We start from the raw sequence: 25,734 nt of genomic DNA, 5'->3' as shown, positions 1-25,734 counted from the left end.
GCAACGATTCACGCCCTGAAAAAACGATTCATGCAGGAGGTCTAGTGTAGGGTGTTATAAACAACGTGCCTGCCCCCACTCATTCACCCCTCCCCCATGTCCCCCTCCCTCTGGCCCTACAGCACCCCCGGCATACCTGACGAACTCTTCGAACAGCTCCCCGGTATTCCCCTCACCAAGCGCGAAATTCGTGTACTGCTGGTGTCACAACTGCGGCTTCAATCGAATGCAATTTTGTGGGACATCGGCGCAGGAACGGGGACAATTCCGGTGGAAGTGGGACTTCTCTGCCCGCGAGGGCAGATTTTTGCCATTGAGCGAGATGAAGAAGTGGCAAGCTTGATTCGGCGGAATTGCGATCGCTTCTCTGTCACCAATGTCACGGTTATTGAAGGGAGTGCTCCGGAGTGCTTGGTGGATTTGAAACAAGCTCCGGATTGCGTTTGCATTGAGGGAGGCCGTTCTATCAAAGATATTTTGCAGGCAACTTGGAAGCGGTTGAAAAGTGGAGGACGTGTCGTTGCAACCGCGACTAATTTTGAGTCACTTTATGCAATTTCTGAGTGCCTTTCAGAATTGCGAATGCGAAACATTGAAGTGGTTCAATCAGCTCTCAACCGTTTAGAAACTCGAGGTATTAATCAAATCTTTGCAGCCCTCGATCCGATGTTTATTGTTAGTGGCGAGAAGTTTGAGTGATCGCGAACCGCAATCAGAAAACCTACACAGCCTCGGATGTTGTGTCATACTATGCCCAATTACGTCAGCTCCAGCCCGCAGAAGCTACTATTTTGCGCCGCTTCAAGCCTGAATGGCCGCAAATCAAACTCTTAGATATTGGTGTAGGCGGTGGGCGAACAACCCAGCATTTTGCCCCACTGGTATCAGAATATGTGGGAATTGATTACTCTGCCGATATGATTGCTGCCTGTAAACGGCGCTTCCCGAGTACATCACAAATGCACTTTCAGGTTTGCGATGTCCGTGACCTGAGCCAGTTCGCCGACAACACATTTGATTTTATTTTATTTAGCTTTAATGGGATTGATTATATTTCTCACGAAGAGCGCTTAAAGGCATTACAAGAAATTTCCAGGGTGGGAAAGTCAGGAGGGTATTTCTTCTTCTCAACTCATAGCCTTCAGGGGATGATACGGGAATTTAAACTACAAAACAAATTCAGTTTTAATCCCCTTAAAACTTACGTGAATTTAGTTATGCTGGCGATTCTGCGCTTGGCGAACCGATCGCTCACGTTGGCTCAACTACAACAATTAGATCACGCCATTATCAAAGACGAATCCCATAACTTTCGTCTAAAAACCTATTACATCAACCCCGCTGATCAATTAAAACAACTTGCCGAAAACTTCTACGATATTCAAATCTATTCTTGGAGTACTGGATTAGAAATTAAAAACCAGCTTGAATTAGATGCGAATGTAGAGATGTGGTTATATTACCTGTGTACCATCAAGTAGCTGTTTCTGAAAGAACAAAGTAGCCTGGGTAATAATTCATCTTCATAGCTTCTTTATACAATACTCTGGACAGTTTTTCTGAAACCGTTGATTTTGCGTGCGCTTCGCGCACGCAAAATCAACGGTTTCAGAAAAACTGTCCGAACTAATGTTTATAGTTGTCTGCATACAAATGGCGATCGCACAACAAAGTGCCGACCTGAATAGTACGCAAAAAAACTCGAATTTCTAACGGTAATTCCGGAGGAGTGCTGAGGCTTTAAGACCTGAAAGTTAGAGATAATCCTAGCGGCAAAATGTCTCGCTGCACCTGTGCATTGCTTCTATACACATGAGTTCAACGCAGGATAATACCCTCAACACAGCTCGAAATCTCGGTACACTTTCGGGTCTCCGTAGCCTGCAAGATTCCCTCACAAGCCTGGATCGAGTTAATTATGTGAAGTTTCAATTAGGAACTCGTAGCCGTCTGACGTTTTCTCTAAATCAGTTGCAGCAATCAACCAACTTGAAATTGCTGAATCGGTCAGGTACTCTAATTACCCAATTTAACCAACCTCCTGCTGGGCAGGGGCAGGCGATCACTCGCACCCTCAATACCGGTCTCTATTACATCCGGGTTGGCAGAATTAGCGGCAATACTTCATACACGCTAAAACTCAATGCCTTGGTCGTGCAACCGGAACCAGGAAATACTCCATCTTCAGCCCGCAATTTAGGAATTTTGCCCGGAAGCCTCACACTCCGAGAGTCTGTCGGGGGCACGGATGCGGCAGACTACTATCGCTTTCAAGGAAGTGCCTTGAGCAATGTTGGTGTTAACATCAGTAGTCCCAGCGGAAGTTTGAGCACTTACCTGTATCGGGATATTAACAATAATCGGGCGATTGACAACAATGAACTGGTTACGAGTCGTTATGGCAGTAGCATTAGTTTCAGCAATTTACTGCCCACTGGATTCTACTTCTTGAGGGTTGAGGGTTCATATTATAGTTCTGCAGGCTACACCCTCAATCTCAGTTCAATTAACTATCCAGGCTATACGCTAAGTCTTGATCCAGGAAATCAGGCCAACACAGCACGCCTGCTTGGGTCTCTGCCCGCTAACGCTGTTTTCAAAGACTATGTGGGTGCTTTAGATGATGTTGACTATTATCAATTTCAAGTTGATGAGGTCACGCAGTTTAATGCCATTACGGAAAGTTTGGATGGCAGTACATGGACGCGATTGTACAAGGACCTGAACAATAACCGTGTGATTGATAGTAACGAAAACGTTGCGAACGGCAGTGCTGGTACGAGTAGCAGCTTCAGTGCCTTGTTAACACCCGGTAGTTATTACATTAGTGTTCAACAATATTTGTCGAGCTCAACCCGTTATAGCCTCACTCTAAACTCAACAACCTATCCAGGGTATGTCTCGACGCCTGATCCGGGTAATCAGGCTTACCTGGCGCAAAACTTAAATGCACTGTCTACCACAACAACTTTGCAAAACTATGTTGGTGATCTCGATGATATAGATTACTATCGCTTCCAAGTCGATTCTGTAAGCAGTTTTAGTGCCGTTTTTAATGGTTTAGAAGGTAGGATTAACACTGCCCTTTATAAAGACATCAACAATAACAGTGTGATTGATAGTGGTGAGTCGGTTGTGAGTAAGAGTGGTGTGACGGAAAGCTTTAGCGAATGGCTAACACCTGGAGTTTATTACCTGAGTGTTAAACGCTATATCTATGATTCAACCCGCTATGATCTCACGTTAAACGCAACAGCCTACCCTGATTACACGACTTCTTCTGATCCGGGTAGTCAGGCAAATACTGGTCGTGATTTAGGGCTCCTCTCTCAATCCATAACGTTGAAAGATTACGTGGGTAAATTCGATGAGGTAGATTACTATCGCTTTCAGGTAGATAGTAATCGGAGCTTTACTGCAACACTGATCGGTTTGGATGATAGTGCTACAGTAACGCTGTATCGAGACACAAATAATAATGCAGTGATTGATTATGGTGAGCAACTGATAGCACGAACCGGAACAAGTGTGAGTCTGGTTCAAGCATTAACGCCAGGTGTTTACTACATCAGTGTCGGAGGATCTGCTTATGATTCCACACGCTATCAATTAGATTTGGTTGTGTAATATCTTTGGCACCTCTTTGTCCTTGTGTGGAGAACTGTTCAATACATGCCTTCGCAACCCTGGCAGATTGCCCAGGGTTATCCAATTAGCGGAGGTGTGCGGCATCTTGCATCGCACACCTCTGCCTAGGTAGCGTCCTACTCGCCTTCTACCAGGGCACGATACTCGGGGGCTGACATCGCATCTTCCATTTCATCCAGTGCATCCAGACGCACCTTGAGTAACCAGGCTTCGCCATACGGATCATCGGCCAGTTGTTCGGGGGCATCGACTACCGCATCATTGCGTTCAATGACGGTCCCTGTTACTGGGGATTTGAGGTCTTCGACCGCCTTTACAGACTCGACGGTACCAAAATTTTCACCTTTCTCAAGGGCTGCGCCTACATCCGGCAATTCCAGGAATACGATGTCGCCCAGTTGATCAATGGCAAAAGCTGTAATGCCAATCGTGGCGATTTCGCCTTCGACGCGAGCGTACTCATGGGTATCTGTATATTTCAGGTCTTCGGGGTAGTCAAAGGACATAATTCGATATTCCTTGTAACAAGCACTGCTGTAGACACGATGGGAGGGTATGCGGCGTTGCCGACCCAACGAAAATCGCTCAAACCGATTTTGCGCTATTTCTAGGAATTCTGACCTCTAGGTTTTTGAATTCCTTCAGCACTTTTCCGTCGGGTATTTCTATCTCACAATGCGTTTCGATAAAAAGGACGCTTAACCACCGTTGCCGGAAAGGTTTTGCCCCGAATACTAACTTCCACGACTTGTCCCACTTTACTAAGAGCCACGGGCACATAGGCCAACGCGACTGGGTAACCCAGAGTTGGCGATAGGGTGCCGCTGGTAATCTTACCCACGACTTCCCCGTTATACAGCACCGGATAGTCATGGCGCGCAATGTTTCGGCCCTCCAGTTGTAGCCCCACCAACCGTCGAGCGACACCTTCGCGCTTTTGCGCTTCCAGTACGGCTCGCCCTATAAATTCCGGTGTGCTGTCCAGATGCACCAGCCAGTTCAACCCGGCTTCCAGGGGAGTGGTGGTATCGTCGATATCCTGGCCGTAAAGGGCCATGGCGGCTTCTAAGCGGAGAGTGTCACGGCACCCCAAACCACAGGGGGTAACGCCTGCTGCGAGGAGCGATCGCCACAACTCCTGCGCTACTTCTGGTGCCACCATCACTTCAAAGCCATCCTCCCCGGTATATCCGGTGCGAGCTAAAAAGCTGCGTTGACCAAGTACCGTTCCTTCCAGATGTCCAAATCGGGGAATGACTGAGAGATCTTCCTGTACAAACTTTTGCAAGGTGGCAACAGCAGCAGGCCCCTGCACAGCCAGCAGGGCCTGAGAGAGGGATTGGTCCTCAAACTGAATGGCGTGGCCTACATTTCCCAAAACCCAATCGCGATCTTTCTGGGTCGTGGCAGCGTTGACGATCAGTTGTACCCGCTCATCCCCGTTGCGGTCGGTGCCCTGAAAGTACACGATCAGGTCGTCAATAATTCCACCCTGGGGGTTTAGAAATACGGTGTATTGCGCCTGCCCGGATTGTAAACGGCTGAGATCTGAAGGGACGAGGGTTTGCAACAGGGCCAGGACACCTTTTCCCCGTAAGGCAAACTTACCCATGTGTGAGATGTCGAACATGCCGGCCTGTTGCCGTACCGCCTGGTGCTCCTGGGTGATGCCGCTAAATTGAACTGGCATTTCCCACCCGGCAAAGGGAGTCATACGGGCTTTTAGTTCCAGTTCCAGAGGGTAGAGCGGTGTCTGTTGAAGGGATTCAGCCATTGCCGTAAGGAATAACTGTGCTTCCTAACGCTATCATTATCTGCCTATGATGGGTGGCAGAAGGCAAAGGAATAGACTGAAGTTGAACGTATCCAGCTGAATCAGGGGCGGCTATGGCAGGTCCAACGGAGTTTTTGAATTTACTGGTGGGGTTGGTGGTGATTATTAATCCCGTTGCCATTGCACCGATTTTTGTGAGTTTGACGGCAGGGGAAAGCCCCAGGCGGTGCCAGGAGGTGGCTATTCAGGGGGCGATCGCTTCTGGCATCATCATGCTGGTGTCATTTCTGTTAGGCAATACACTGCTGGCATTTCTGGGTATCGACATTCACGCCTTCCAGATCGCCGGTGGGCTGTTGCTCCTCAACATGGGGTTGAGCATGGCCCAGGGACGTAACCAGAAGCATCAACCTGTGGATGATCGGGGAGAGTCGATCGCCGTCGTTCCCCTGGCTTTGCCCGTTACTACGGGACCGGGGGTTATTAGTACACTCATTGTCTACGCCAGCCTTTACCGGAATCCGGTGCAGTGGCTGTTGATGGCAGTGATTATTGCGATCGCCACGTTCATTATTTACTTGTCCTACCACTTCTCCCCAACCCTGGCGACGCAGTTAGGCAATGACGGCTTAAGCATTGTGACTCGTATCAGCGGCCTGATTCTAGCGGCTTTTGGCGTCAAATTTATTCTGGTCGGGATTGGGAGTCTGCTTCCGGGCTTATTGTCTCTTGCATAACGGCGGGGAAAGATGCTGCCTCAGGTTGGGATAAGCCGAAGCGCGCCGAAAAGGGCTTTTTCAAGGGAAATGCGAAGCAATCCCTTCGAAAAAGGCCTGAACCCGAAGTTGAGTTAAAGATTCCCTTAAGATACTTCGAGTCGGTTGCCGCCCAGGGCGGTCGCCTCCAACGGTGGATACAGGGCCAGCCGTTGATCCAGCCAGTTACCGACCCAACCCTTCGGTTTGCGGATTTCCTGAGTGGGGTCGAGCCAACGGGGGTAGGGGCTACGGTAGAAGTGGCTGGGGTTGAGCACTGTCTTAGTCACGGCCCCCGTGCCACTGGGGCGGGGTTGCCAGCCCAATGCTGCAAAGATGGAGAGGGTTTGATGCCACTGATCAAAGAGTCCCTGAGCTTCACTTAAGCTGAGGTCATCGATGGGTTCAGTGCTTGATAGACCGATCGACAGCAGTCGCCGCACCTCGTACTCATGGGGATTGGACGAGCTGGCTTGCAGCCGGGTATCGAGCATCAAATAAATCAGGAGTCGTAGTGCCAGATCATTGGTAAAGGCCTGCCGTTGTAACAGAAGGACAGCCATTCGTCCAAAGTGTTGCAGTGCTGTTCCCAATCGGCCCTCTGACCGCTGGGCAATGCCCTCAACCCAGAGGCCAGGGCGTACTAATACATGAATCGCTTCCGGTTGTTCAATGCGGCCACTGCTCCAATCCAGGTTGCCCTGGGGTTCAATCAGAATGTCCCAAAGTTTGGCAACGGGGGTTTGAATCAGCGGGGTCGCCGTTTCTCCCCAAATCATTTTCACCAGCAGACATGACAGTGCATAGGCTAAGCCTGCGATCTGGTTTTGCCGGGTAGCGCGGCCCATTCGGGGAGGACGGGTGCCATCCAAAAGCGGCAGGATGTCATCCATATCGAGCTGAAAACTACCGTGCCAGGTCTGTTCATGCTGCATCGCAAAGGCGCAGAACAGCAAATGCAGGCGTGTAGCACTGAGGCCAAACTTTTGCAGGAGCTGCTCGGTCATTTCCCAGGGCAAGTAGATCAGATCGGATGGATTGGTGACATAGTGCTCCAGATAAGCATTGCGGTTATGTCGCGACTGGTATCGCAGGAAGGCAACGTTACGCAGATCGGCATCCCACAGATCAGTCTGTAGCCGATCGGAAAAATAAAGAACGCCCTCTGCATCTTCCTGACTGACTACAGGAAACTCACTGGGGATTTCTGCGATCGGCCCGGTTCCCACTTCCTCGACTTCGGGGGTGGAGACAATGCGGGGAGCCTCCGTGCCCAGCCGTAGCATCCGTTTTATAGTTGAGAAGGGCTGTTGCTCTAAATTGAGGGATTGGACAATCTGCTCTGCAATCCGCTGACCGTGAAAGGATTCTAACTGGGCCAAACGGGCGTTGAGACGATCGCGATCGCCATTCCCCAAATACTGCAACAGCATCCGATTAAACGCTTCCCAGTCAAGGGATTGCAGCACCGCATCCCCCAGGTCTCGCTCCATATCTTGTAAGGCGCGCATGACAAGATTCGAGCGCAACTCTTGCACCAATTGTGGCCAGCGATGCTGTTGCTCCAGCCAGTCGTCGGCTAAGTCCTTGATGTTCGTGAAGATGGTGTCGCTGGTGATTTCCTGATCGAGTTCTTCGCCATAGCGTTCCAGCAGCTTCTGGTAAAGCTGAATGGTGATGGCATCCAGAAACGTCGATTCGTTTTTAAGGTAGTCAACTGTGAGGGCCAGGTTGCCCACTTCCAAGGAGTCACCGTCTCCTGCCAGAAGCGCAGCCATAGGATGCTCAAAAGATCCTGACCGCCCTTCTGAGGAAGGTGGTACCCCGTCAGAATGTGGGTTATTGTGCCCAGACGGATCACTAGGATTTGGCTGTGAACGGTGATATGTCAAACTGCAAATGTCAGAAAGGCTTGAAATTTCAACAGTCTACCGTAATATTTCCTGGAATCTTCGCCAACTCACTGTCTGTCAAGAATTTTTGCGGAGCTCTTCGGCTCCTCAAGAATGTTTATGCTAGCTGAGGTTGATTTTTCGTGGATTTACCCACGAAAAATCAACGTTTCGGCTACATGGCGGGATACCAGAGAAGAGTTTATTCAGCGTTGTAGCGAGCGCTCAGGGAGGCAGCCACTTCCCGGAATTTGCGTGGGTCGCCTTCGGCCATAGGACGCTCTTCTGATTTGCGGTGGTAGAGCCGCTCCAGGGTCGCGTACCAGTCGCCTTCGGGAGTGCCATCGCTGGGAGTGTGGCTGTGAAGGCTCTGCTGAGCCAAACGGATGCGCGCCTGCACGGCCAGCGTCTCTTCTACCTGAAGCTGCTGCTGCCAACCGGCTTGAATGTGTGCGATCGCTTTAGGGTCAGAGAGGGCGGTTGCCAGGGCATGTAATGCCGCGATCGCCGCATACCGCACAATCCACTCTCCATCCTGGCTGGCAACCAGAAGGGTCTCCATGGCGGCAGCTTGCGCAGCGGGGCGATCGCTTTCAGGCATTTCTTGCCAGCGAATGTTGCCCAAACCTCGGGCAGCGGCCCGACGCACGCTCATGGCAAAGTCGGTTTTGAGGGTTGTCAGTAAGGTTTCTAGACCGCTGGGATGGCCGATCCCAGCCAGAGCACGAACGCCCCAGGCCCGAGCCGTGTAGTTGTGCCCATCCAGGTGCTTCAGGAGGGGCTCTACCGCCATATCTCCTAATTGCACAAGCCCGTCTACAGCGGCTACAGCGGCACCCGGGTTGTTGTAGCCCAGCACTTCCAATAAGGTTGGAATGGCTTCGGGGTGATGGGCCTCAGCGAGAGCATTAACCGCCTTGATCAGCTTAAGAGGAGAGTCAGCATCTTGAACCGCACGAATTAAAACCTGAGGTTGGGTATTCGTCATGATGCGTAATTTAATTTGTTAATGGAATAAAAACAGGGTCATCGAGCCAGAGGAGCACTGAGATCCACCGAGATGGAAAAGCACTCGAACTTGAAACTGCGTCGCCTTTAAATTGAATCGAACGGGGTGTTTATAGAATCTCTATATTTGATTGTGGGGCGGATAGGGATCAATTTCAAATATGTGACAAAATGCAACGATTAGACGCTTTTCGATGCGATCGCTATCTCAATGATTTCGTTACAAAACCCCTGGAACGTTTCTTCTTGAGTCCGCGAAAAACGATGCCTGATTTTTCCGGGCTCTCCGGTTGGTGAGTGCGAAACGTCCCTTAACTCGGACTAAAGTTTTTTGTATCCCTTTCCGCTCTGTTGTGAGAGAAGGATATAAACTTTGCCTCATATCCTTCTCCTATAACCGGCTTGGAAGATGCTGTAGAGGTGACTACAGCAAAGCATCCATCAATTGCATCACGCGTACGGCTTCTGGCGGAAGTGTATCGCCCTCACTTTGCTGCATGGCGTGTTCCAGTAAACCTTTCAGGGCAATCAGCTTGAGGCTATTTTCGGCCAAGGTTTCAGCGATCGCATCCGCTGCTCCTAAGTAACCGATAGCCCCCAAATCTGCCAGGGCCGCCCGTCGCAGTTGCAAGTCGCGTCCTGACAGGGCCTGCACCAGCACATCGCCATATTGGCTCGCCTCATTCGGATCAGGGGTGAGCTGGTACAGCGCGCGGGCTGCTGCATAGCGTACCCGCTCAATGGGGTGCTCTAAAAATGACTTGATCAGGGGGATTGCATCAGCCGCCTGTAGAGTACCCAGTGCTTCCAGAAGGGAGTCGTAGGGTTGGATGAAGTCTGGCTGTTCTGGAGACGGTAGGGTTCCGGGTACTTCGTCCTGTAGCAGCGCTACCAGGGCGGGTACACAGACCGGGTCGCCTAACATTTCCAGGGATTGGGCCGCGGCTTCGCGTACATAGAAGTCGGTGCACTTTAAAGACTCGGTAAGGGGGGAGACAGCGCGGCGATCGCCCAGTTTCCCTAACGCTCGGGCTGCATTCCGGCGCAGTGGATAGCCACCTGCTTCCGTTCGATCAGCTTCATCCGATAACGCCTCAATGAGTACCGTTACCGCTTCGGGTTCATTCACTCGAAAACGACCCAACCACCAGGCGGCATAGACCCGAAGCCCCAAGTCGTCTCCGCGCAGGTTGGCGATCGCCCGCTCCACTGTCAAGGTACCATCTGTTTGACTTTCGCCCTGTGCCATAACCTTCAGACCTGTTACTCCTGAGTATTGATTGTGAGTTGAAAAAGGTTGAAAGGATGACGATCCGTTCTAGGGGATAGCCCTCTCGCCCGGTTAGAGGTTCTACCCTCATGCATTCAGACGAAGTAAGTTGGTCGTCTTCCTAATAAAATTTTTTCAATAGGCAAAAGGCAAGATTGCTTGCCCTGCCGTTATTTAAGGATACAAAAAGAGAAACCCGGCATCCCCCTCTGCTTATAGTTAGTTAATGAAGCAGGCTTAATCGGGTTCAGCCTTTAAGGGGTAGCAGGGCAAGATCCTGCGATGATGCGGGCACAATGGTGTGATAGCAGGAATACTTCTGACTCCAGGCTCTTCTGACTTTCCCGCCACATTCCATTGTTTCGCCTTGTCCAGAACTTCACCTTGTGTTCTACCCTCCTGTCTTTGGAGCTGTTGCCTTTTCGGATCTTCCTCGACGCAGTATGCAGTCTAACAGTGCTGATGCAAGCCTGAAATCTTCTCGGCAAAAAGCTCCCCTGCGATGGGTGCTGATTGTGCCGTTCGTGACGCAAATGGCGATCGCTGTCGGCATTACAGGCTGGCTCTCCTTCCAAAACAGTGCAAAAACTGTGCAGGAGCTTTCCTCTCATGTGCGCTCCGAGAGCCTGGCTCGAGTTCAAGAGTATTTAGATTACCAGCTAGAAACGGCCCAACTCATCAATCAGAGCAATTTAGAGCTCATTGCCAATCACTGGTCTAATCAGGATCTGAAGTTTTTAGGTACGTACTTCTGGCATCAGCTCAAGAGCTACCCCTCGATTGGGGTCATTTACTATGGCAATCCAGCCGGACAGTTTGTCGCCGCTCAGCGGCTTGAGCCCGATACAATCGTGCTGGCTATACGGGAGAAAGTTCCGGGCCCCAATCGCATTTTTGAGTCGGGGCCCGATGGAGAATGGGGCGCGTTTCAACGGATTCTTCCCAATTTCATTGATATTCGACAGCGGCCCTGGTACACCGAGGCATTACGGCAGCGTACATTTACCTGGGGCGATATCTTTCCCCTGCAAATAACCCCCCGCATCGATCTGCCTGCCAGTGTTCCGATCATTGATCACACGGGGGAAGTGCAAGGGGTGGTCGGGAATAATTTGGGGCTGGGGGCGATCAGTAAGTTTCTGCAACAAATTGAAATTGGGCATACGGGACAAATTTTTATCCTGGAGCGGAATGGCAACTTGGTAGCTAGTTCTGCGTTACCTCAGCCCTTTGTGGTCGCACCCGATGGTAAGACAGAACGCATCCAGGCCATAAAAAGCGACAATGAGCTGTTACGGGACACATCCCTGGCCCTGCTGCAACAATTTCAATCTTTTGATGCCGTTCAAACGACCCAAAACCTGAGACTGTCCATCCATGGCAAGCCCCACATGGTGGATGTGCTGCCCTACCAGGACAAATGGGGGTTGGATTGGTTGGTGGTCGTGGTCGTGCCAGAGTCTGACTTTATGTCGCAGATTCAGGCCAATAACCGCAACACGATTTTGCTATGTTTGGCAGCTCTGGGGTTAGCAACCTATTCGGGAGTGATGACAACACAACGGTTGACTCGCCCGCTGCTACAACTCAATCAGGCAGCCCATGCCATTGCCCAGGGAGACTTGCAAGCGACAGTGCCGGCAGGCCCCATCCGCGAGGTGGATGAACTGGCAGCGTCTTTTAACCAGATGGCTTTTCAGCTTCAGTCATCGTTCAAACAGCTCCGGTCTTTGAACCAGGCTCTCACGGATAGCGAAAACCGCCTGACGCAATTTCTGGAAGCGTTGCCCGTTGGTGTCGCTGTACATGACCCAACGGGTAAGCTGGCTTACCTTAACCAGATTGGCAAAGATTTGTTGGGACTCCAGGATACAGCGGCGACGGGGATGGAGGGGTTGAACTACCGCATGCGCGTGTTTCGAGAGAACACCCAGGAGCTTTACCCAAATGATGAGCTGCCTAATGTGCGGGCGATCGCCGGAGAATTTGCCTGGGCTGAAGATCTAGAAATTCACCGTCCAGATCGCAGCGTTATCCCTTTAGCACTATGGGCAACTCCGATTCTTGATGACAAAGGAGCAGTGCAGTATGCGATCGCTGCTTTTCAGGATATTAGCGATCGCAAACAAGCCGAGCACCAACTCATCTACAACGCCCTGCACGATGCCCTTACCGATTTGCCCAATCGGGCTCTGCTAATGCAACGGTTAGAGCTAGCTATTCAGCGCCAACGGATGAACGCAGACTATTGCTTTGCCGTGCTGTTTTTGGATCTCGATCGCTTCAAAGTTATCAACGACAGTCTGGGACATCTGGTCGGGGATGAACTGCTGATTTCGGTTGCTCAGACCTTGCAGCAAATTCTGCGCCCGGTGGATCTGGCAGCCCGCTTAGGCGGGGATGAGTTCGTAATTTTGCTGGATGATGTGGCTCAGAACTCGACGATTGTGGATGTAGCAGAGCGGATTTTGGCCGCATTGCGATCGCCCCTGGCGATGGAAAGTCGAGAGGTGGTGTTGAGTGCCAGCATTGGCATTGTGATTGGCTCGTCGCAATACATTGAGGCATCTGATTTATTGCGTGATGCAGATATTGCAATGTATCGCGCAAAAGCTCAGGGCAAGTCCCGCTATGTCATATTTGATGCGGCTATGCATGCCCAGATGCTAAAACAAATGCAACTGGAAAATGACTTGCGTAAAGCTCTAGAGCGGCAAGAATTTGTATTGCACTATCAACCCATTGTCAAAGTCGCCACCGGCCATCTTGTAGGCTTTGAAGCCCTCGTGCATTGGAATCATCCCGTTCAAGGATTTACCGGGCCAGCCGCATTTATTCCATTGCTAGAAGAAACCGGCTTGATTGTGCCCCTCGACATTTGGGTGATGGGCGAAGCCTGTCGGCAACTCGCCGTCTGGCAACAGAAATTTCCCCAGTGGTCAGCCCTCCGTATGAGCGTAAACCTTTCCGCTCAGGATCTCTACAATCCTCTGTTGCTCGATCATATCGATGCAATTCTGGCAGAGACGCAAATTCCCAGCCGCTGTCTGACGCTGGAAATTACCGAAAGCATGCTGATTGCAGACATTACAACCACGATTGAAGTGCTGACACAAATTCAGGTCCGAGGTGTACATATCAGCATTGATGATTTTGGAACAGGGTATTCTTCGCTCAACTATCTGCATCGGCTGCCCGTTGATGCTCTCAAAATTGACCGTTCTTTTGTATTGCAGATGCAAGAAGACAGCAAAAACTGTCAGATTGCTGCCACCATCATTGCCCTCAGCCATCAGTTGGGATTGGAGGCGATCGCCGAAGGGATTGAGACCCTCCAACAACTGGCCCAAATTCAGGCTATGGGTTGTGAAATGGGGCAGGGCTACCTGTTTTCCCGAGGGCTTCCCGCCGGTAAAGCCTATGAGTTGCTTCAGGAGGGCCGCTCTTTGTTTTAACCAGAACTGAGGCATGGTTGTGTGCGTTGTACACCACCATGCCTCGTTCACGATTCTTGCTTTTGGGTTGATTGGAGTGTCTACAGACCCCCATCAACCTAAATTTATCGAATCTGGCTGGCTTCTACCGCGCGCTGCATTAAAAACTCCTGAGCGTTTAAAACAGTGCCGTTATCAGGACGGCGCTGGGTGTAGGTGCCATCGGCATGTAAATCCCAGCACTGGCGATTGTCGTCCATAAAAATATCAAGCTGTTCCTTCAAATCCGCCATCAGAGCGGGGTCTTCTACGGGGGTAATGGCTTCTACCCGTCGATCCAGGTTGCGGGGCATCCAATCGGCACTGCCGATATAGACTTCCTCCTCCCCACCATTGCCGAAGTAAAAGATACGGGAATGCTCCAGGAGCCGCCCAATAATGCTGATGACGCGGATATTCTCGCTAACCCCCTCAATGCCAGGGCGGAGGCAGCAGATACCTCGAATAATCAGGTCAATTTTTACCCCAGCCTGGGAAGCTTCGTAGAGTAGAACAATAATTTTGGCGTCTACCAGCGAATTCATCTTGGCAATGATACGACCATCGCGGCCATCACGGGCATGGTCGATTTCGCGACGGATCAGGGCAGACATGCGATCGCGCAAATTGACCGGAGCGACGAGCAGCTTCCGATAGGCATGCTGACGCGAATACCCCGTCAGGTAATTGAACAAATCCGTCAGGTCAGCTCCCAACTCATCCCGGCAGCTGAGCAATCCCAAATCCGTGTATAGCCGTGCTGTTTTGGAATTATAGTTGCCCGTGCCAATGTGCACATAACGGCGAATTTCCTCATTTTCCTGGCGTACCACCAGAACTACTTTGGTGTGGGTTTTCAGACCCACAACGCCATACACGACATGCACCCCCGCATCTTCTAGCTTGCGTGCCCAGGTGATGTTGTTTTCCTCATCAAAACGGGCTTTCAGTTCTACCAGAGCCGCGACCTGTTTACCGTTCTGAGCAGCGGCAATCAGAGCGTTAACGATGGGCGAGTCTCCCGATGTGCGGTACAGGGTCATCTTAATGGCCAGCACATGGGAGTCGTGAGCTGCCTGGTAGATGAATTGTTCTACCGTAGCGCTGAACGATTCATAAGGATGATGCACGAGCAAGTCGCCATTGCGAATCACTGTAAACATATCCGGTGCTTCTTGCTCGTCGTTGGGCGATCGCAACCGTGCGGGAAGCACCGGAGGCCAGGGTTCATCCTTCAGTTCTGGCAGTGGCAATCCAGCTAATGCAAATAAGTCTTTGAGATTCAGTAACCCTTCCACTTCGTAAATGTCGCCTTCAACCAGCTCCATTTCCTCCATCAGGGTCTGCCGTATGTTCTCCGGCATAGAGGGGTAGACCTCCATCCTGACGACCGAGCCGCCAAACCGCCGCCGCCGCAATTCTTGCTCGATCGCCAGCAGCAGGTCGTCCGCTTCATCTTCACTCACCTCAAAGTCTGCATCACGCGTAATGCGAAAAGGATAATACTCCTGAATCGCCATACCTGGGAACAACACGTCTAGATTGTGCGCAACCACCTGTTCCAGCGGTATCCCTGCCCACACCATAGCGTGACCATCCTTGTCAAATACTTGTAAGTTCTCGGGTAGGGTAATGAACCGGGGCAAGCTGTTGGGGACTTTCACCCGAGCGAACCGCTCATTATCGGTTTGTGGATCTTTGACGAGTACGGCGAGGTTCAGACTCAGGTTGGAAATGTGGGGGAATGGGTGGGCTGGGTCGATTGCCAGAGGAGTGAGAACCGGGAAAATGCGCTTCTCAAAGTACTGTTGCAGATAAAGCCGCTGTTCCTGGTTGAGGTCGATGTAATTCAGTAAATAAATGCCATGGGTTTCAAGCTGAGGCCGCAAGGTTTGCTCAAAAAATCGATGCTGTTCAACCACCATGGGTCGCAGTTGTTGACAGATTTCAATGAGTTGCTGTTTGGGCGATCGCCCATCCGGTGTTAAGCGACTCACCTGCGCCTCGACCTGCTCTTTCAGGATGGCGACCCGCACCATAAAAAACTCATCCAGATTGGAGCTAAAGATAGCTGTAAACTTCAACCGCTCTAGCAATGGGGTACGAGGATCAAACGCCTCATGCAAAACCCGACGGTTAAACTCCAACCAGCTCAACTCTCGGTTGAGATAGTAAGCCGGATTACTGAGATTAATATTTTCTTGTGTTGCCTTCGCGGTTGTCGTCATCGTGCGGCCCCTACTGCGTTAGTGAAATCATCCCAAAAGGTTTTGAGGAATGGAGGTGTTGTTAAAGACATCGGGATAGAGCAAAGGATGAAGGGCAGGAGCCGAAGGAAAGACAGGTTCGCCAGAGGGCCTGGATGGGAAATGCTTCTGCTCCTTATTCCAAGGAGCTTGTTGATCCGCACGCTGCCCTCGTACATAGGGCTATTAGCGGTTAGCGTTGGAGCTCTTAGGCACTCATGCTGAACGCTCAAAAGTATTCATGCAAAATCTCCAGCAAAAGGTTTCTGATTCCTCTACTTAAGAAGCTAAACCCTTCTTTCTCAACAAGTTGCCCTAGTTCTAATTTACCGCTCCCCGCTAAGCCGTGGTCTTAAAAAGCATCAGGTGTTTTCTTGTTGGGTGATGTCCACTCCATACGCATGACCCAACAAGAAAACACCTGATGACTCCTGACCCAGCTCATAGGCTACTCCCATCTCTGCTTCCCTCTCCCACAGCCCTCAACTTCACCATTTTCCCTCCCACCTTCCGCCTCCTGCCCTCTGCCTTCTGCCTTATCATAATGACTGTCACAAAACTCTAACGAAAACCTCCTTATACCCATGACCCATGCGACGGATGTTGCCACCCTGATGCGCTGGATGGCAGCGGACTACAGCAATCAAGAGCAGGCTTTTGAAAATCCTCCCTTCTTCGCCCACATACGGGTGTGCATGCGTCCCTTACCAACAGATTTGTTGGGTACCCCGGCATTATTTTTGGAGCAAGCTTACGACATGGCGCTCGATCAGCCCTATCGAGTGCGGGTGCTGAAAATGTTGGTGGAGGACGGGCGCATCCTTTTAGAAAACTACAAAGTTAAGGATGAAGCGGAATTCTTTGGAGCCTCCCGCGATCGCACCCGGTTGGAGAAATTGACGGGCGATCGCCTCGAAAAAATGTCCGGCTGCGACATGAATGTAGAGTGGACCGGCAAGTGTTTTCGGGGGCAGGTGATTGGTAAAGGCTGTATAGTCGTGCGGAAGGATAAAACCACCTATCTGGACAACGCCTTTGAAGCGGATGGTGAAACCCTCATTAGCTACGATCGGGGCCGTGATCCAGAAACCGATGAACTGGTATGGGGTTCTGTCGCGGGGCCGTTCCACTTTGTAGCCCGTACACGCTTTGCCGATGAAGTTGCGGTCTAGTCGCCAATCTTTGCAAAAGAGAGTGGGCCAATCCCACTCTCTTTTGCTGTGTTCAGTTTTGCTGCGATCGCAGCAAAACTGAACGAGACTAGAATCAATGCTCAAACACGGTGGGCAAGCATGGAGTGTGGCACAATAATCCCTACGGTTTGCGAATCTTATTCTCTGCAACCTGGTGTTCGTTTGAAAAGCCCGTACGGTACAATCCCTGCGCTAGAGGCAAATCATGATTCGCTCTAGAGTCTTTGGGGTGCCGTTCTGGTAGCTTTCAATCGCGATCGCCCCTCACTTGAGTCATTAACGAGGACATTCATGACCATGCATCCGACGCTTCACAGTGCCTTCCACAAGCGCAACGCCCTCAAAGTTATCAGCGGTTTGACCAATTACGATATCGAGCGCGTGGCTGCTGTCGTTCTGGCTGCCGATCGCGGTGGTGCAACCTTTGTAGACATTGCTGCTCGTCCTGAACTGGTGCACCGGGCTAAACAACTGACTACTCTGCCCATTTGCGTTTCGGCGGTCGACCCTCAGGGATTTGTGATCTGCGTTAACGCTGGAGCTGACCTGATTGAAATTGGTAACTTTGATGCGTTCTACGCTCAGGGCCGTCGCTTTGAAGCCGAGGAAGTACTGGCTCTGACCCGCGAAACCCGCGCGCTGCTACCCAACATCACCCTGTCGGTGACCGTGCCCCACATCCTCACCCTGGATCAGCAAGTTGACCTGGCCCAGGCTCTAGTAGAAGCCGGTGCAGATGTTATTCAAACCGAAGGTGGCACCAGCAGTCAGCCCACTCACCCTGGCACCCTGGGCCTGATCGAGAAAGCCGCTCCTACTCTGGCAGCCGCTTCTGAAATTTCTCGGGCCGTTTCCGTTCCCGTGCTTTGTGCGTCGGGTCTCTCCAGCGTCACGGCTCCCATGGCGATCGCCGCTGGAGCCGCAGGCATCGGTGTTGGTTCTGCTATCAACCAACTCAACAGCGAAGTGGCGATGATCGCCGCTGTGCGGAGCCTGGTAGAAGCGATTTCCAACACCGTTCCTGTTCGTCGTTAATGAGAACTCGATAAACAGAAGAGGCACGGTGTAATGCACCGTGCCTCTTTTAGTTCTTCTGTGTAAATTGTTGCCTGGCTCGCAGCGATTTACGCCCTCAAAAAACGATTTATCCAGCAGGTCTTTACAGAGGGAGTTAGGTAGAGAGAGCCGCGATCGCAAACCCCGCACATAACAGTACCCCACTCCAAAAGTGAAATGCTACGGCAATAAATTTGCAGTTGCTCACTTTGTCAGGATGGTTGTGGAAGCGCCACACATGCTTACACAACTGCACCGCTGGAGGCGTACTGAGCAAAATCAGCAGCGTCCACAACGGGAAGATTTGAAATCCCAGAAACAGGCCCGCCAGGAAGAAAACACTACTGCAAATCCAGGGGAGCAGGGCTGCACCACGCTGAGTACCTAGACGAACAATGGGCGATCGCTTCCCGGCTGCAATATCGTCGTTCACCTGATGAAAGTGGGAACAGAACAGCACCAGGCTGGTGGTAATGCCCAGAATCACCGAGGCGGCCAGAGCCATGCCTGAGAAGTGCTGAGCCTGGCTGTAGTAAGCTGCTTGTACTGCCAGGGGGCCGAAGGCAAAGAAGCAGAGAACTTCGCCCAGTCCCAGGTATCCTAAGCGGAAGGGTGGCCCCTGGTAGAGATAGCCCAGGGCACAACAGGCCAGAATCAGTTGCAAGACGGTCGTATCCCGTTGCAGCAGCGCGATCGCTCCAATCCCTAAAACTCCCAGGGTCAGGCACAGATTGCCAATCATGAAAACCAGGCGACGGTTACCCGTCAAGTTGACCAGGGAGTGGTGCTTATTTTTATCAATTCCTGTGTCCGAATCGAACACATCGTTTGTGATATTTTCCCAGGCCAAAATCAGAATGGCCGAGACAAGAAAGAGTAGAAAAATCGGAAGATGAAGCGCTTCGGTTTGATAAAAGGCGATCGCTGTGCCCAGGGCGATGGGCATGATAGCCACGCTATACATCGGCGGCTTAATGGCAGCCATCCAGAGTTTTTTGGAGCGCGGTGGCGTAGCCTCTTTCTGAAAGAATCGCACCTCCCCTTTGGCCGGAGACGCGAGGGATCGAATCGGCTTAATGGTCATCCCGGTGGAAGTAAAGAACCATAATAAAAGACTGAAACCCCATCATTCTAAGGCTTATGGAAGCGCTCTCAGGTGCTTTCTGCGGGCTGGAGTGTAAAGACTTGTGACCCTTCCAATTGGGAATGGATCCGGGCACCTGGGAAATTGTGTTACCTGTAAGAGACAGATTCGCGTCGGAATGGCTGTGTGGCTTCTACGTTTGGATCATGCCCTTTCCAAAAAGGTAATGCTGAGCGCAGTTGTCGTACCCCATTCTGGGATCTGCATCCCTGACCCAGCAACGGACTCATGCCAGTTCTCCCCAATAAAACACATCCTTTCAAAGACCTTAAAACGCTCCATTGTTTCCTTTCTGAGTTTCAGCAATCACGATTCAGTACTGATACCCCAGCGATTACAACGGTCGTGTTTGACATTGACCCGGTCGACCCCCTGGCGGTGATCCAAACTGCGATTCAAAATGGTACGGCTCACTTCTATCTAGAAAAACCATCTACCCATGAGGCGATCGCCAGTTTTGGGGTTGCCCACCGGATAACGGCTGACGGTCCTCAGCGTTTCCGAACCATACAACGCCAGTTAACTGCCTGGAATGCAGCAGTGCGATCGCCCGAGGCTTTAAAGCATCAATATTTCCTGGGCAGTTTTACTTTTTTTGATCAGAATGACGCGCCAGAGTATGGGTTTCTGCCAGGGGAACTGGTCTTGCCCCAGTGGCAGGTTATTCGGCGGCAGAATCAGTACCAGGCGATCGCCCACTTGCCTCAACCGGCCTATGGCAACCTGGAACCGCTGACCGAAACGCTCTGGCATCAGTTTCAAACTATCATTCAGGCCGAGTTACGGCCCAGCCTGACTCCTGGTATTGCGCCTCTAAGTCAGTTCTGGCAGACGGATGAATTGCAGAGCTTCCCCAGCGCTGTCGTGTCAGCTCTCCAGGCAATCCAGCAGAACCAGGTACATAAGTTGGTGTTGGCCCATGCCTTGGATGTGTTTTCTCCCATCCCGTTTGATGCTGTGCAGTCGTTGCAAAATTTGCGGCAGTTGCATCCCGACTGCCGGGTGTTCTCCGTAAACCACGGGGGGAGTACGACATTTCTGGGGGCCAGTCCTGAAACCTTGGTACGCATTCGTGAAGGGCGGCTGATGACTGATGCACTGGCTGGTTCTGCTGCCCGAGGGCGTACCCTTATTGAAGATGCAGCTCTAGGGCAACAACTGCTGCACAGTCCGAAGGAACGCCATGAGCATCAGATTGTGGTGGATTTTTTGAGCGATCGCCTGACCCAACTCACTATCACGCCTCAGGGCCGCCCTACGCCTGAATTACTAAAACTCTCTAATATCCAGCACCTACATACCCCCCTTTATGGCTCCATGCCTGCTGATCTACATGCCATGGATATCCTGGCAACCCTGCATCCAACTCCGGCAGTTGCGGGAATTCCTCCGCAGACAGCGATGGAGTTGATCCAGAAGCATGAGTCCTTTGGGCGATCGCTCTATGCGGCTCCTATCGGCTGGGTGGATGCGGCTGGTAATGCAGAATTTATTGTAGGGATTCGCTCAGCCCTGCTAACAGGGCACCATGCTCGCCTGTTCGCGGGAGCAGGAATTGTTTCAGGATCTGACCCCCAGCGGGAACAGGCCGAGGTCAACTTAAAATTACAGGCCTTACTTCGAGCACTAGCATAAATTAATACCAATAAAACCTGGTAGCCTGTAGTGCCCACAAGAACAGCACTACAGGTTTTCTATTAAAGTATGTTGTTTTCTTGCTTCAGTATTCTTGAGGGTATAAAAGCTACTCTTGCTATTGAATTGTACGGAGCTATTTAACACTGAAGAATGAGTCTGAAGTGCATTAAAACCAGTATTACTACCCGCAGGCTTAAAAGTAGTTTTACTGGGCTATTTTTCAAACTTTATAAAAAGACTGTCAGTACTTTACAAGAATTTCAAGTTTTCTAACCTGATGTGTATGAAGACCTTGAAGTAACTATGTGCTATTTAAAGCTCGCAAGAAATAATTTTATTTTAGAGGGATTAGTAAATTTCCTTAGACAGTTTAAATGCTGATTATGTGCCTTTCGAAACACAGTACATAACCCCTATTACGATTGAATGATTTTGGGTTAAAACTTCTCTGTTGGTTGCCTCGCAAGGATTTCCAGCTTCTTAAGAACTATCCGGAATGAGAACAAAAATTGCCTTTTGAAGTGATTGAGGATTCCGTGTAAGTACTGAATTGAGAATTATTCAAGGTTTCTTGAAGCCGTCGTAAAGGAGGATCAAATTCCTCACAGATACTTCACTGTTTCAGTCTATTAGAGTCAAGGTGGAAATGTTATGTTCAGAATATCAACTGCCATCATTATTGTTTTGACCAAACGTTAAATTCGTTTCAATTAAGAAAGATAAAGACTTTTGATGAGTGCTATGTATCACCCTTCATGGTTCAGGGAAAACTAAATTGAAAACAGTTTTTCTTGGCGTCATTTTGGGCCGATAGGCACTGGCAAGTTCAGTAATAGGCTGGGTAATTTTCGAAGTTTCGTTGAACCTCTTCTGGTCCCATACGCTACAGATTTTTCAGACGATGAACCCTAAACCTGCAAAGCAACAGTCTGCCTCAGATGCCTCAGAAATCGGTGTTTACGATTGCGAAATTCATCTCAAGTTTCGTTTAATTGAAGAAAAAGCAGTTTTGGGCGATCGCGAGCAACTCCTCGAAACCCTCCTGGATGCCTTTGCCTGCGGCGCTGACGAATACCTGGAACACATTCAGGTTGAAGTGAACGCCCAGGAAATTTCTGAGGTTCTGGCCTCTCCTAAAATGCGCCGTCAACTAATTCGCCTGCGTAATTCTAAAGAAATGGCCTGAAGTACCCGTCAAATTGAAGAGGAGGGTGGGCTCAAAGTGCCCACCCTCCTCTTTCGTTTGTAAGAGCAGGGTTTACAGTCACAGTTATGGAGGAACGGTGGGTGCAACGCACCCACCGTTCCTCCATAACTGTGACTGTGACTTAAAATCGTGAGCCAGGTTGCTTGAGAAACACTTCCTCTTCGGGAGTGGATATCCGGCCTAAAATCTCATTGCGATGAGGAAATCGGCTAAACCGTGCAATAACATCACGATGGCGTAAGGCATAGTCGTAGGGGTCTGCCAGGGCGGGGTCTTCCTGCACGAGTGCCTCAATGAGCGCAACGGCTTTGTGCTGGTCTTCCAGAACTTCGCTATGTTCTAGCGGCAGGTAAATAAATAGCCGTTGCAGTGGGTTTAATTGTTGGTCAAAACCATGGGCGATCGCCCATTTTGCCACTCTTAGCGCCTGCTCATCAGTAGCAAAGGCTTGGGGCTTCTGACGGAAGAGGTTACGCGGAAACTGATCTAACAGCAGAATCAGGGCCAAACATGACTCTGGCTGGGCTTGCCATCCATCCAGTTCCCCTAACGCGGCCTGGGTATACAGCGTATAGAATGCGGTGCGGATGTATTCATCCACTTCTGAGCTTTTGCCAAACCAAAGCTTGCGACGCCCAGCATAGGATGTATCCTCAGAGCCTGGAGTGCCAAACCAGAAATTCAGAACAGCCTCGACCCCGCTCACAGACCATCAGGTACGGAGGTTGTAGGAGGTTCAGGCTGGGGTTGCTGCTGTTGTGGCTGTTGCAAGCGATTGCGCTGTTGTTGACGGAAAAGCTCTGCCGCATTTTGGATGTTGTTGCGCCGATCGAGCTGGATTTCTGCATTGGTGCGAGAGTTGCTGAAGTTAGCGCGATGGATCATATCCATCACGTCTCCCATATCGGCGTTATCAGAAAAGACATCACGGGCTTCTTCAGGATTGCTGAATCCATCATCGGGATTGGCAGTAACCTGGGCTGATGCCGATGGGCTCAGCCAGGCCAGCGTGGAGAGGGCGATCGCCATTCCACCACCAATCAAACCCAGGCGCACAAACGAATGCGACATTTTTTCCACCATGGTAAGGGTCTCCCAAAAAATAAAGGGGGCTCGAAACCAATCCCCCTATCATAGACGCAATTTCTCCGGTCGATGTTGCGCAAAATCTGATGGGAAGCCGTGCGATCCCACCAGATTTTCCTGTATGAGCTTAAGCAAAGTTGCGTCGGAGCAATCCACGCACTCCCAAGAGGGCGATCGCATCGAACCCTAACAGCACCAGCAACGCAACTCCCAGAGTGACAGCCCCAAAGGGAGTCTGCATGACAACGCTGCTGAGGGACCAGCTGCTATGCAGATACACATAACGGATGGGCTCGATAGCGTAGCTCAGGGGGTTGAGGCTCGCAACAACCTGTAGCCAACTTGGCATGAAGCTGAGGGGCGCGAGAGCTGTGCTCGCAAACAGCAGAGGTAGGTTAGTGACGAAAATGACGGCAATCAGTTCAATATGACCGGGTAGGGCAAAGGCCAGGCCCAGGCTGAGGGCGGTCACACCCAGTACAAGCGTCATCACGATGCCAATGACTAAAGCCAAGCCGGCCGCATCGGGAATGCCCGTCCCCAAAACTGCACCCATGACGATGATGGCGATGGTTTGCAAGAGGCTGAGGGTAGCAATGAACAAGGCTGAAGCCAGTACGATGGAGAACCGCGATACCAGCGGCGCGACCAATAACCGATTCAGAAAGCCGAATTCCCGGTCAAACATCACCGGTAAACCGGCATTCAGTGCTCCACCAAAAGCGGTGAAGACCATCACCCCGGCTCCCAAAAACTGACCGTAATTGGCACTATCCCCGAACAGACCAGGGGGGACGTTCTGAAACAGAGCGCCAAAAAGAATTAACCACATGATGGGCTGGATTAACCCAGCAATTAGCGTTGAAGGGCGTCGCTGCAACTGGATAAAGAGCCGTCGCGTGAGGGCGGCGGTTTCCTGGATAAACTCATTTAACCCGGGGGATTGAGGGGCGATCGCCGCTGCCCGGCCCGCAGGCTTCAGGGCCGATTCCAGGTTTCCGGGGGGTGGAGTAACCGTCTGACTCATGCCAAGTTCCCGTGTAATATGGGTGATCCATTAAATGGAGTTCAATTTTTAGCCTAGCGCATCCACATCCAGAACTGGCTTGCTTTCACGAAAACTGTCGCCGGCCTGTAGGAAAAAGAGGAACTTCTTTTTGTGGGAGTGGCAGCGGACCTGTCACTCCCCCACTAAATGCACGATCCTATGGCTAAACTTCAACGACGCCTCTTTTCTACCCAGCTGGCAAGGACGATAATCCTCAATTCCCCAGCAAAACCTGCTGTACCATGCAGGTAGTATGGGTTGATTTCCCGTCTGAGCATTCAGGTTAAGCATTTCAGGTTGAACACCATGTCATCCCAGATGTCTCCCCACTCCAATCCATCGCAACTCTGGCACCAGCTCTGGCAACTCGTGAGCTGGCTAGAAGAGGCTGCCGAGAAGCCGAAATATAAGGTGTGGCGGCGCTATATTCGTCGCTATACCCGTCCAGCCTGGTTGATGAGTGCGACGCTGGCTCTGGTGCTGTTATCGGTCAACACCCGCTTTGTGCTGGCCTCGGGGGCCGGAGTTGGGGCCGCTTTAACCGTATTTTATCTGGCACAGAAGCAGTGGGTCTTGCCGCCTTTCTGGCGAGAAATGGTGGGGATGCTGACTCGCAGCCGGGGGATGGCGATCGCGGCTGGATCTGTTGCTACTCTCAGTACCTATGCTGGCCTCAGCCTCAACAAACCGTTTGTTGATCCGGCAATGGCGATCGGGTTGGTGCTGGAAGGCTCTCTTCTGCTGGGCTTTTTGCTTTGGCTGAGCAGCCGTCCTGACACGCGTTCAGAGGCATCGGAAACGGTAGCGGCCGATGGCGTGGAGCATTACCTGGAGCAATTGGCAGATCCCAGCCCTCTGAAGCGGTTGCTTGCCATTCGTCAGACCACACGCCTGGCCCGTTCCTCTGAGACGCCTGCCGAGATCCGGGCTGACTTGGCAGACTGCTTTCGCATTATGCTGGCCCACGAACCAGACCCCACCGTTCAGCAGGCCCTGGCCCGGCACTTGAATCTGCTCACCCCACCTCCACAATTGGGGAAAGGGGCTGCTCCCCTGGCAACTCCCATCGTTGCTCGCCAGCCGGAACCCCTCCTCGAAAGCCGGGCAGAGTCTCAGATGGTTGTGGATTAGGTTCTGTTGCCAGTTCTTTTTGTATGCGAAGCGCGGATAAGTTTTGCCCGTTCGTTTCAAAACTCGCCCTAATATCCTATGGATCGTGCCTCCAGTAACCTGTCATTCTTTTTGTGGGAGTAGTAGTTTTGCCAGCACTCCCACAAAAAGAATGACAGGTTGTTT

The 25,734-nt window shown here is 51.2% G+C and carries 20 protein-coding genes; 10 read left to right on the top strand and 10 right to left on the bottom strand.

What is annotated here, in order from left to right; genetic code table 11:
* The first annotated feature begins 96 nt into the window (after positions 1–96).
* The 3 genes from cbiT (at position 97) to H6F91_RS12780 (ending at position 3,627) form a co-directional block, all read left to right on the top strand.
* Complete coding sequence (gene cbiT / locus H6F91_RS12790; RefSeq protein ID WP_190770323.1) at positions 97–699, top strand: precorrin-6Y C5,15-methyltransferase subunit CbiT; 603 nt, start codon at positions 97–99, stop codon at positions 697–699.
* A complete protein-coding gene (locus H6F91_RS12785; RefSeq protein WP_190770322.1) occupies positions 696–1,481 on the top strand; it encodes a methyltransferase domain-containing protein in 786 nt (261 codons plus the stop codon). Before cbiT ends, H6F91_RS12785 begins: the two co-directional genes overlap by 4 nt.
* A 331-nt stretch (positions 1,482–1,812) precedes the next feature.
* Complete coding sequence (locus H6F91_RS12780; protein WP_190775897.1) at positions 1,813–3,627, top strand: hypothetical protein; 1,815 nt, start codon at positions 1,813–1,815, stop codon at positions 3,625–3,627.
* Between the two features lie 137 nt (positions 3,628–3,764).
* On the opposite strand, the gene gcvH is transcribed toward H6F91_RS12780, so the two are convergent.
* On the bottom strand, positions 3,765–4,154 hold the full coding sequence (gene gcvH, locus H6F91_RS12775) for a glycine cleavage system protein GcvH (RefSeq protein WP_190775896.1): 390 nt from the start codon (positions 4,152–4,154) through the stop codon (positions 3,765–3,767).
* A 164-nt stretch (positions 4,155–4,318) separates the two neighbouring features.
* Positions 4,319–5,422 carry a glycine cleavage system aminomethyltransferase GcvT gene (gene gcvT / locus H6F91_RS12770; RefSeq protein ID WP_190789374.1) on the bottom strand — a complete coding sequence of 368 codons (1,104 nt, stop codon included), beginning with the start codon at positions 5,420–5,422 and terminating at the stop codon, positions 4,319–4,321.
* 113 nt (positions 5,423–5,535) lie between these two features.
* Between gcvT and H6F91_RS12765 the strand changes: the two genes are divergently transcribed.
* Positions 5,536–6,159 carry a MarC family protein gene (locus H6F91_RS12765; RefSeq protein ID WP_190775894.1) on the top strand — a complete coding sequence of 208 codons (624 nt, stop codon included), beginning with the start codon at positions 5,536–5,538 and terminating at the stop codon, positions 6,157–6,159.
* Positions 6,160–6,284: 125 nt separating this feature from the next.
* Here the strand turns inward: H6F91_RS12765 and H6F91_RS12760 are convergent, their stop codons facing one another.
* The 3 genes from H6F91_RS12760 to H6F91_RS12750 all read right to left on the bottom strand — a co-directional run bounded on the left by H6F91_RS12760 (position 6,285) and on the right by H6F91_RS12750 (position 10,326).
* Entirely contained in the window at positions 6,285–7,955 is a 1,671-nt protein-coding gene (locus tag H6F91_RS12760; RefSeq protein ID WP_190775893.1) for a hypothetical protein, read from the bottom strand.
* A gap of 316 nt (positions 7,956–8,271) precedes the next feature.
* A complete protein-coding gene (locus tag H6F91_RS12755; protein ID WP_190775892.1) occupies positions 8,272–9,057 on the bottom strand; it encodes a HEAT repeat domain-containing protein in 786 nt (261 codons plus the stop codon).
* Positions 9,058–9,501: 444 nt separating this feature from the next.
* Entirely contained in the window at positions 9,502–10,326 is an 825-nt protein-coding gene (locus H6F91_RS12750) for a HEAT repeat domain-containing protein (protein ID WP_190775891.1), read from the bottom strand.
* Positions 10,327–10,733: 407 nt separating this feature from the next.
* On the opposite strand from H6F91_RS12750, the gene H6F91_RS12745 reads away from it, so the two are divergent.
* Entirely contained in the window at positions 10,734–13,802 is a 3,069-nt protein-coding gene (locus H6F91_RS12745; protein WP_206754934.1) for an EAL domain-containing protein, read from the top strand.
* A gap of 104 nt (positions 13,803–13,906) precedes the next feature.
* Here the strand turns inward: H6F91_RS12745 and ppk1 are convergent, their stop codons facing one another.
* Complete coding sequence (gene ppk1 / locus H6F91_RS12740; RefSeq protein ID WP_190775889.1) at positions 13,907–16,048, bottom strand: polyphosphate kinase 1; 2,142 nt, start codon at positions 16,046–16,048, stop codon at positions 13,907–13,909.
* A gap of 602 nt (positions 16,049–16,650) precedes the next feature.
* Between ppk1 and H6F91_RS12735 the strand changes: the two genes are divergently transcribed.
* Positions 16,651–17,238, top strand: a complete 588-nt coding sequence (locus tag H6F91_RS12735; protein ID WP_190775888.1) for a chromophore lyase CpcT/CpeT — start codon at positions 16,651–16,653, stop codon at positions 17,236–17,238.
* A 312-nt stretch (positions 17,239–17,550) separates the two neighbouring features.
* The gene (locus tag H6F91_RS12730) at positions 17,551–18,294 is read left to right on the top strand and encodes a DUF561 domain-containing protein (protein ID WP_190775887.1); all 744 of its coding nucleotides are present in this window, start codon (positions 17,551–17,553) and stop codon (positions 18,292–18,294) included.
* Between the two features lie 136 nt (positions 18,295–18,430).
* Here the strand turns inward: H6F91_RS12730 and menA are convergent, their stop codons facing one another.
* Positions 18,431–19,300 carry a 2-carboxy-1,4-naphthoquinone phytyltransferase gene (gene menA, locus H6F91_RS12725; RefSeq protein ID WP_277874386.1) on the bottom strand — a complete coding sequence of 290 codons (870 nt, stop codon included), beginning with the start codon at positions 19,298–19,300 and terminating at the stop codon, positions 18,431–18,433.
* A 387-nt stretch (positions 19,301–19,687) separates the two neighbouring features.
* On the opposite strand from menA, the gene H6F91_RS12720 reads away from it, so the two are divergent.
* Together H6F91_RS12720 and H6F91_RS12715 are read left to right on the top strand one after the other, a co-directional pair.
* Positions 19,688–21,094 carry an isochorismate synthase gene (locus tag H6F91_RS12720; RefSeq protein WP_190775885.1) on the top strand — a complete coding sequence of 469 codons (1,407 nt, stop codon included), beginning with the start codon at positions 19,688–19,690 and terminating at the stop codon, positions 21,092–21,094.
* 904 nt (positions 21,095–21,998) lie between these two features.
* Positions 21,999–22,283 (top strand): Npun_R1517 family heterocyst differentiation transcriptional regulator, encoded by a 285-nt coding sequence (locus H6F91_RS12715; protein ID WP_190775884.1) that lies wholly within the window; start codon positions 21,999–22,001, stop codon positions 22,281–22,283.
* Between the two features lie 142 nt (positions 22,284–22,425).
* Here H6F91_RS12715 and H6F91_RS12710 read toward each other — a convergent pair whose 3' ends face one another.
* From H6F91_RS12710 to H6F91_RS12700, 3 genes are all read right to left on the bottom strand, one after another.
* Positions 22,426–23,010 (bottom strand): DUF924 family protein, encoded by a 585-nt coding sequence (locus H6F91_RS12710; protein WP_190775883.1) that lies wholly within the window; start codon positions 23,008–23,010, stop codon positions 22,426–22,428.
* Positions 23,007–23,375, bottom strand: a complete 369-nt coding sequence (locus H6F91_RS12705; RefSeq protein WP_190775882.1) for a hypothetical protein — start codon at positions 23,373–23,375, stop codon at positions 23,007–23,009. The genes H6F91_RS12710 and H6F91_RS12705 overlap by 4 nt, the downstream gene beginning before the upstream one ends.
* Positions 23,376–23,517: 142 nt before the next feature.
* The gene (locus H6F91_RS12700; protein WP_190775881.1) at positions 23,518–24,417 is read right to left on the bottom strand and encodes an ABC transporter permease; all 900 of its coding nucleotides are present in this window, start codon (positions 24,415–24,417) and stop codon (positions 23,518–23,520) included.
* Between the two features lie 327 nt (positions 24,418–24,744).
* On the opposite strand from H6F91_RS12700, the gene H6F91_RS12695 reads away from it, so the two are divergent.
* Complete coding sequence (locus H6F91_RS12695) at positions 24,745–25,569, top strand: hypothetical protein (RefSeq protein WP_190775880.1); 825 nt, start codon at positions 24,745–24,747, stop codon at positions 25,567–25,569.
* The last annotated feature ends 165 nt before the right edge of the window (positions 25,570–25,734 follow it).

Origin of the sequence: Leptolyngbya sp. FACHB-8, assembly GCF_014695575.1 — a bacterium.
Classification (GTDB): Bacteria; Cyanobacteriota; Cyanobacteriia; order Elainellales; family Elainellaceae; genus Vacuolonema.
This window is presented reverse-complemented; position numbering and strand designations above follow the sequence as displayed.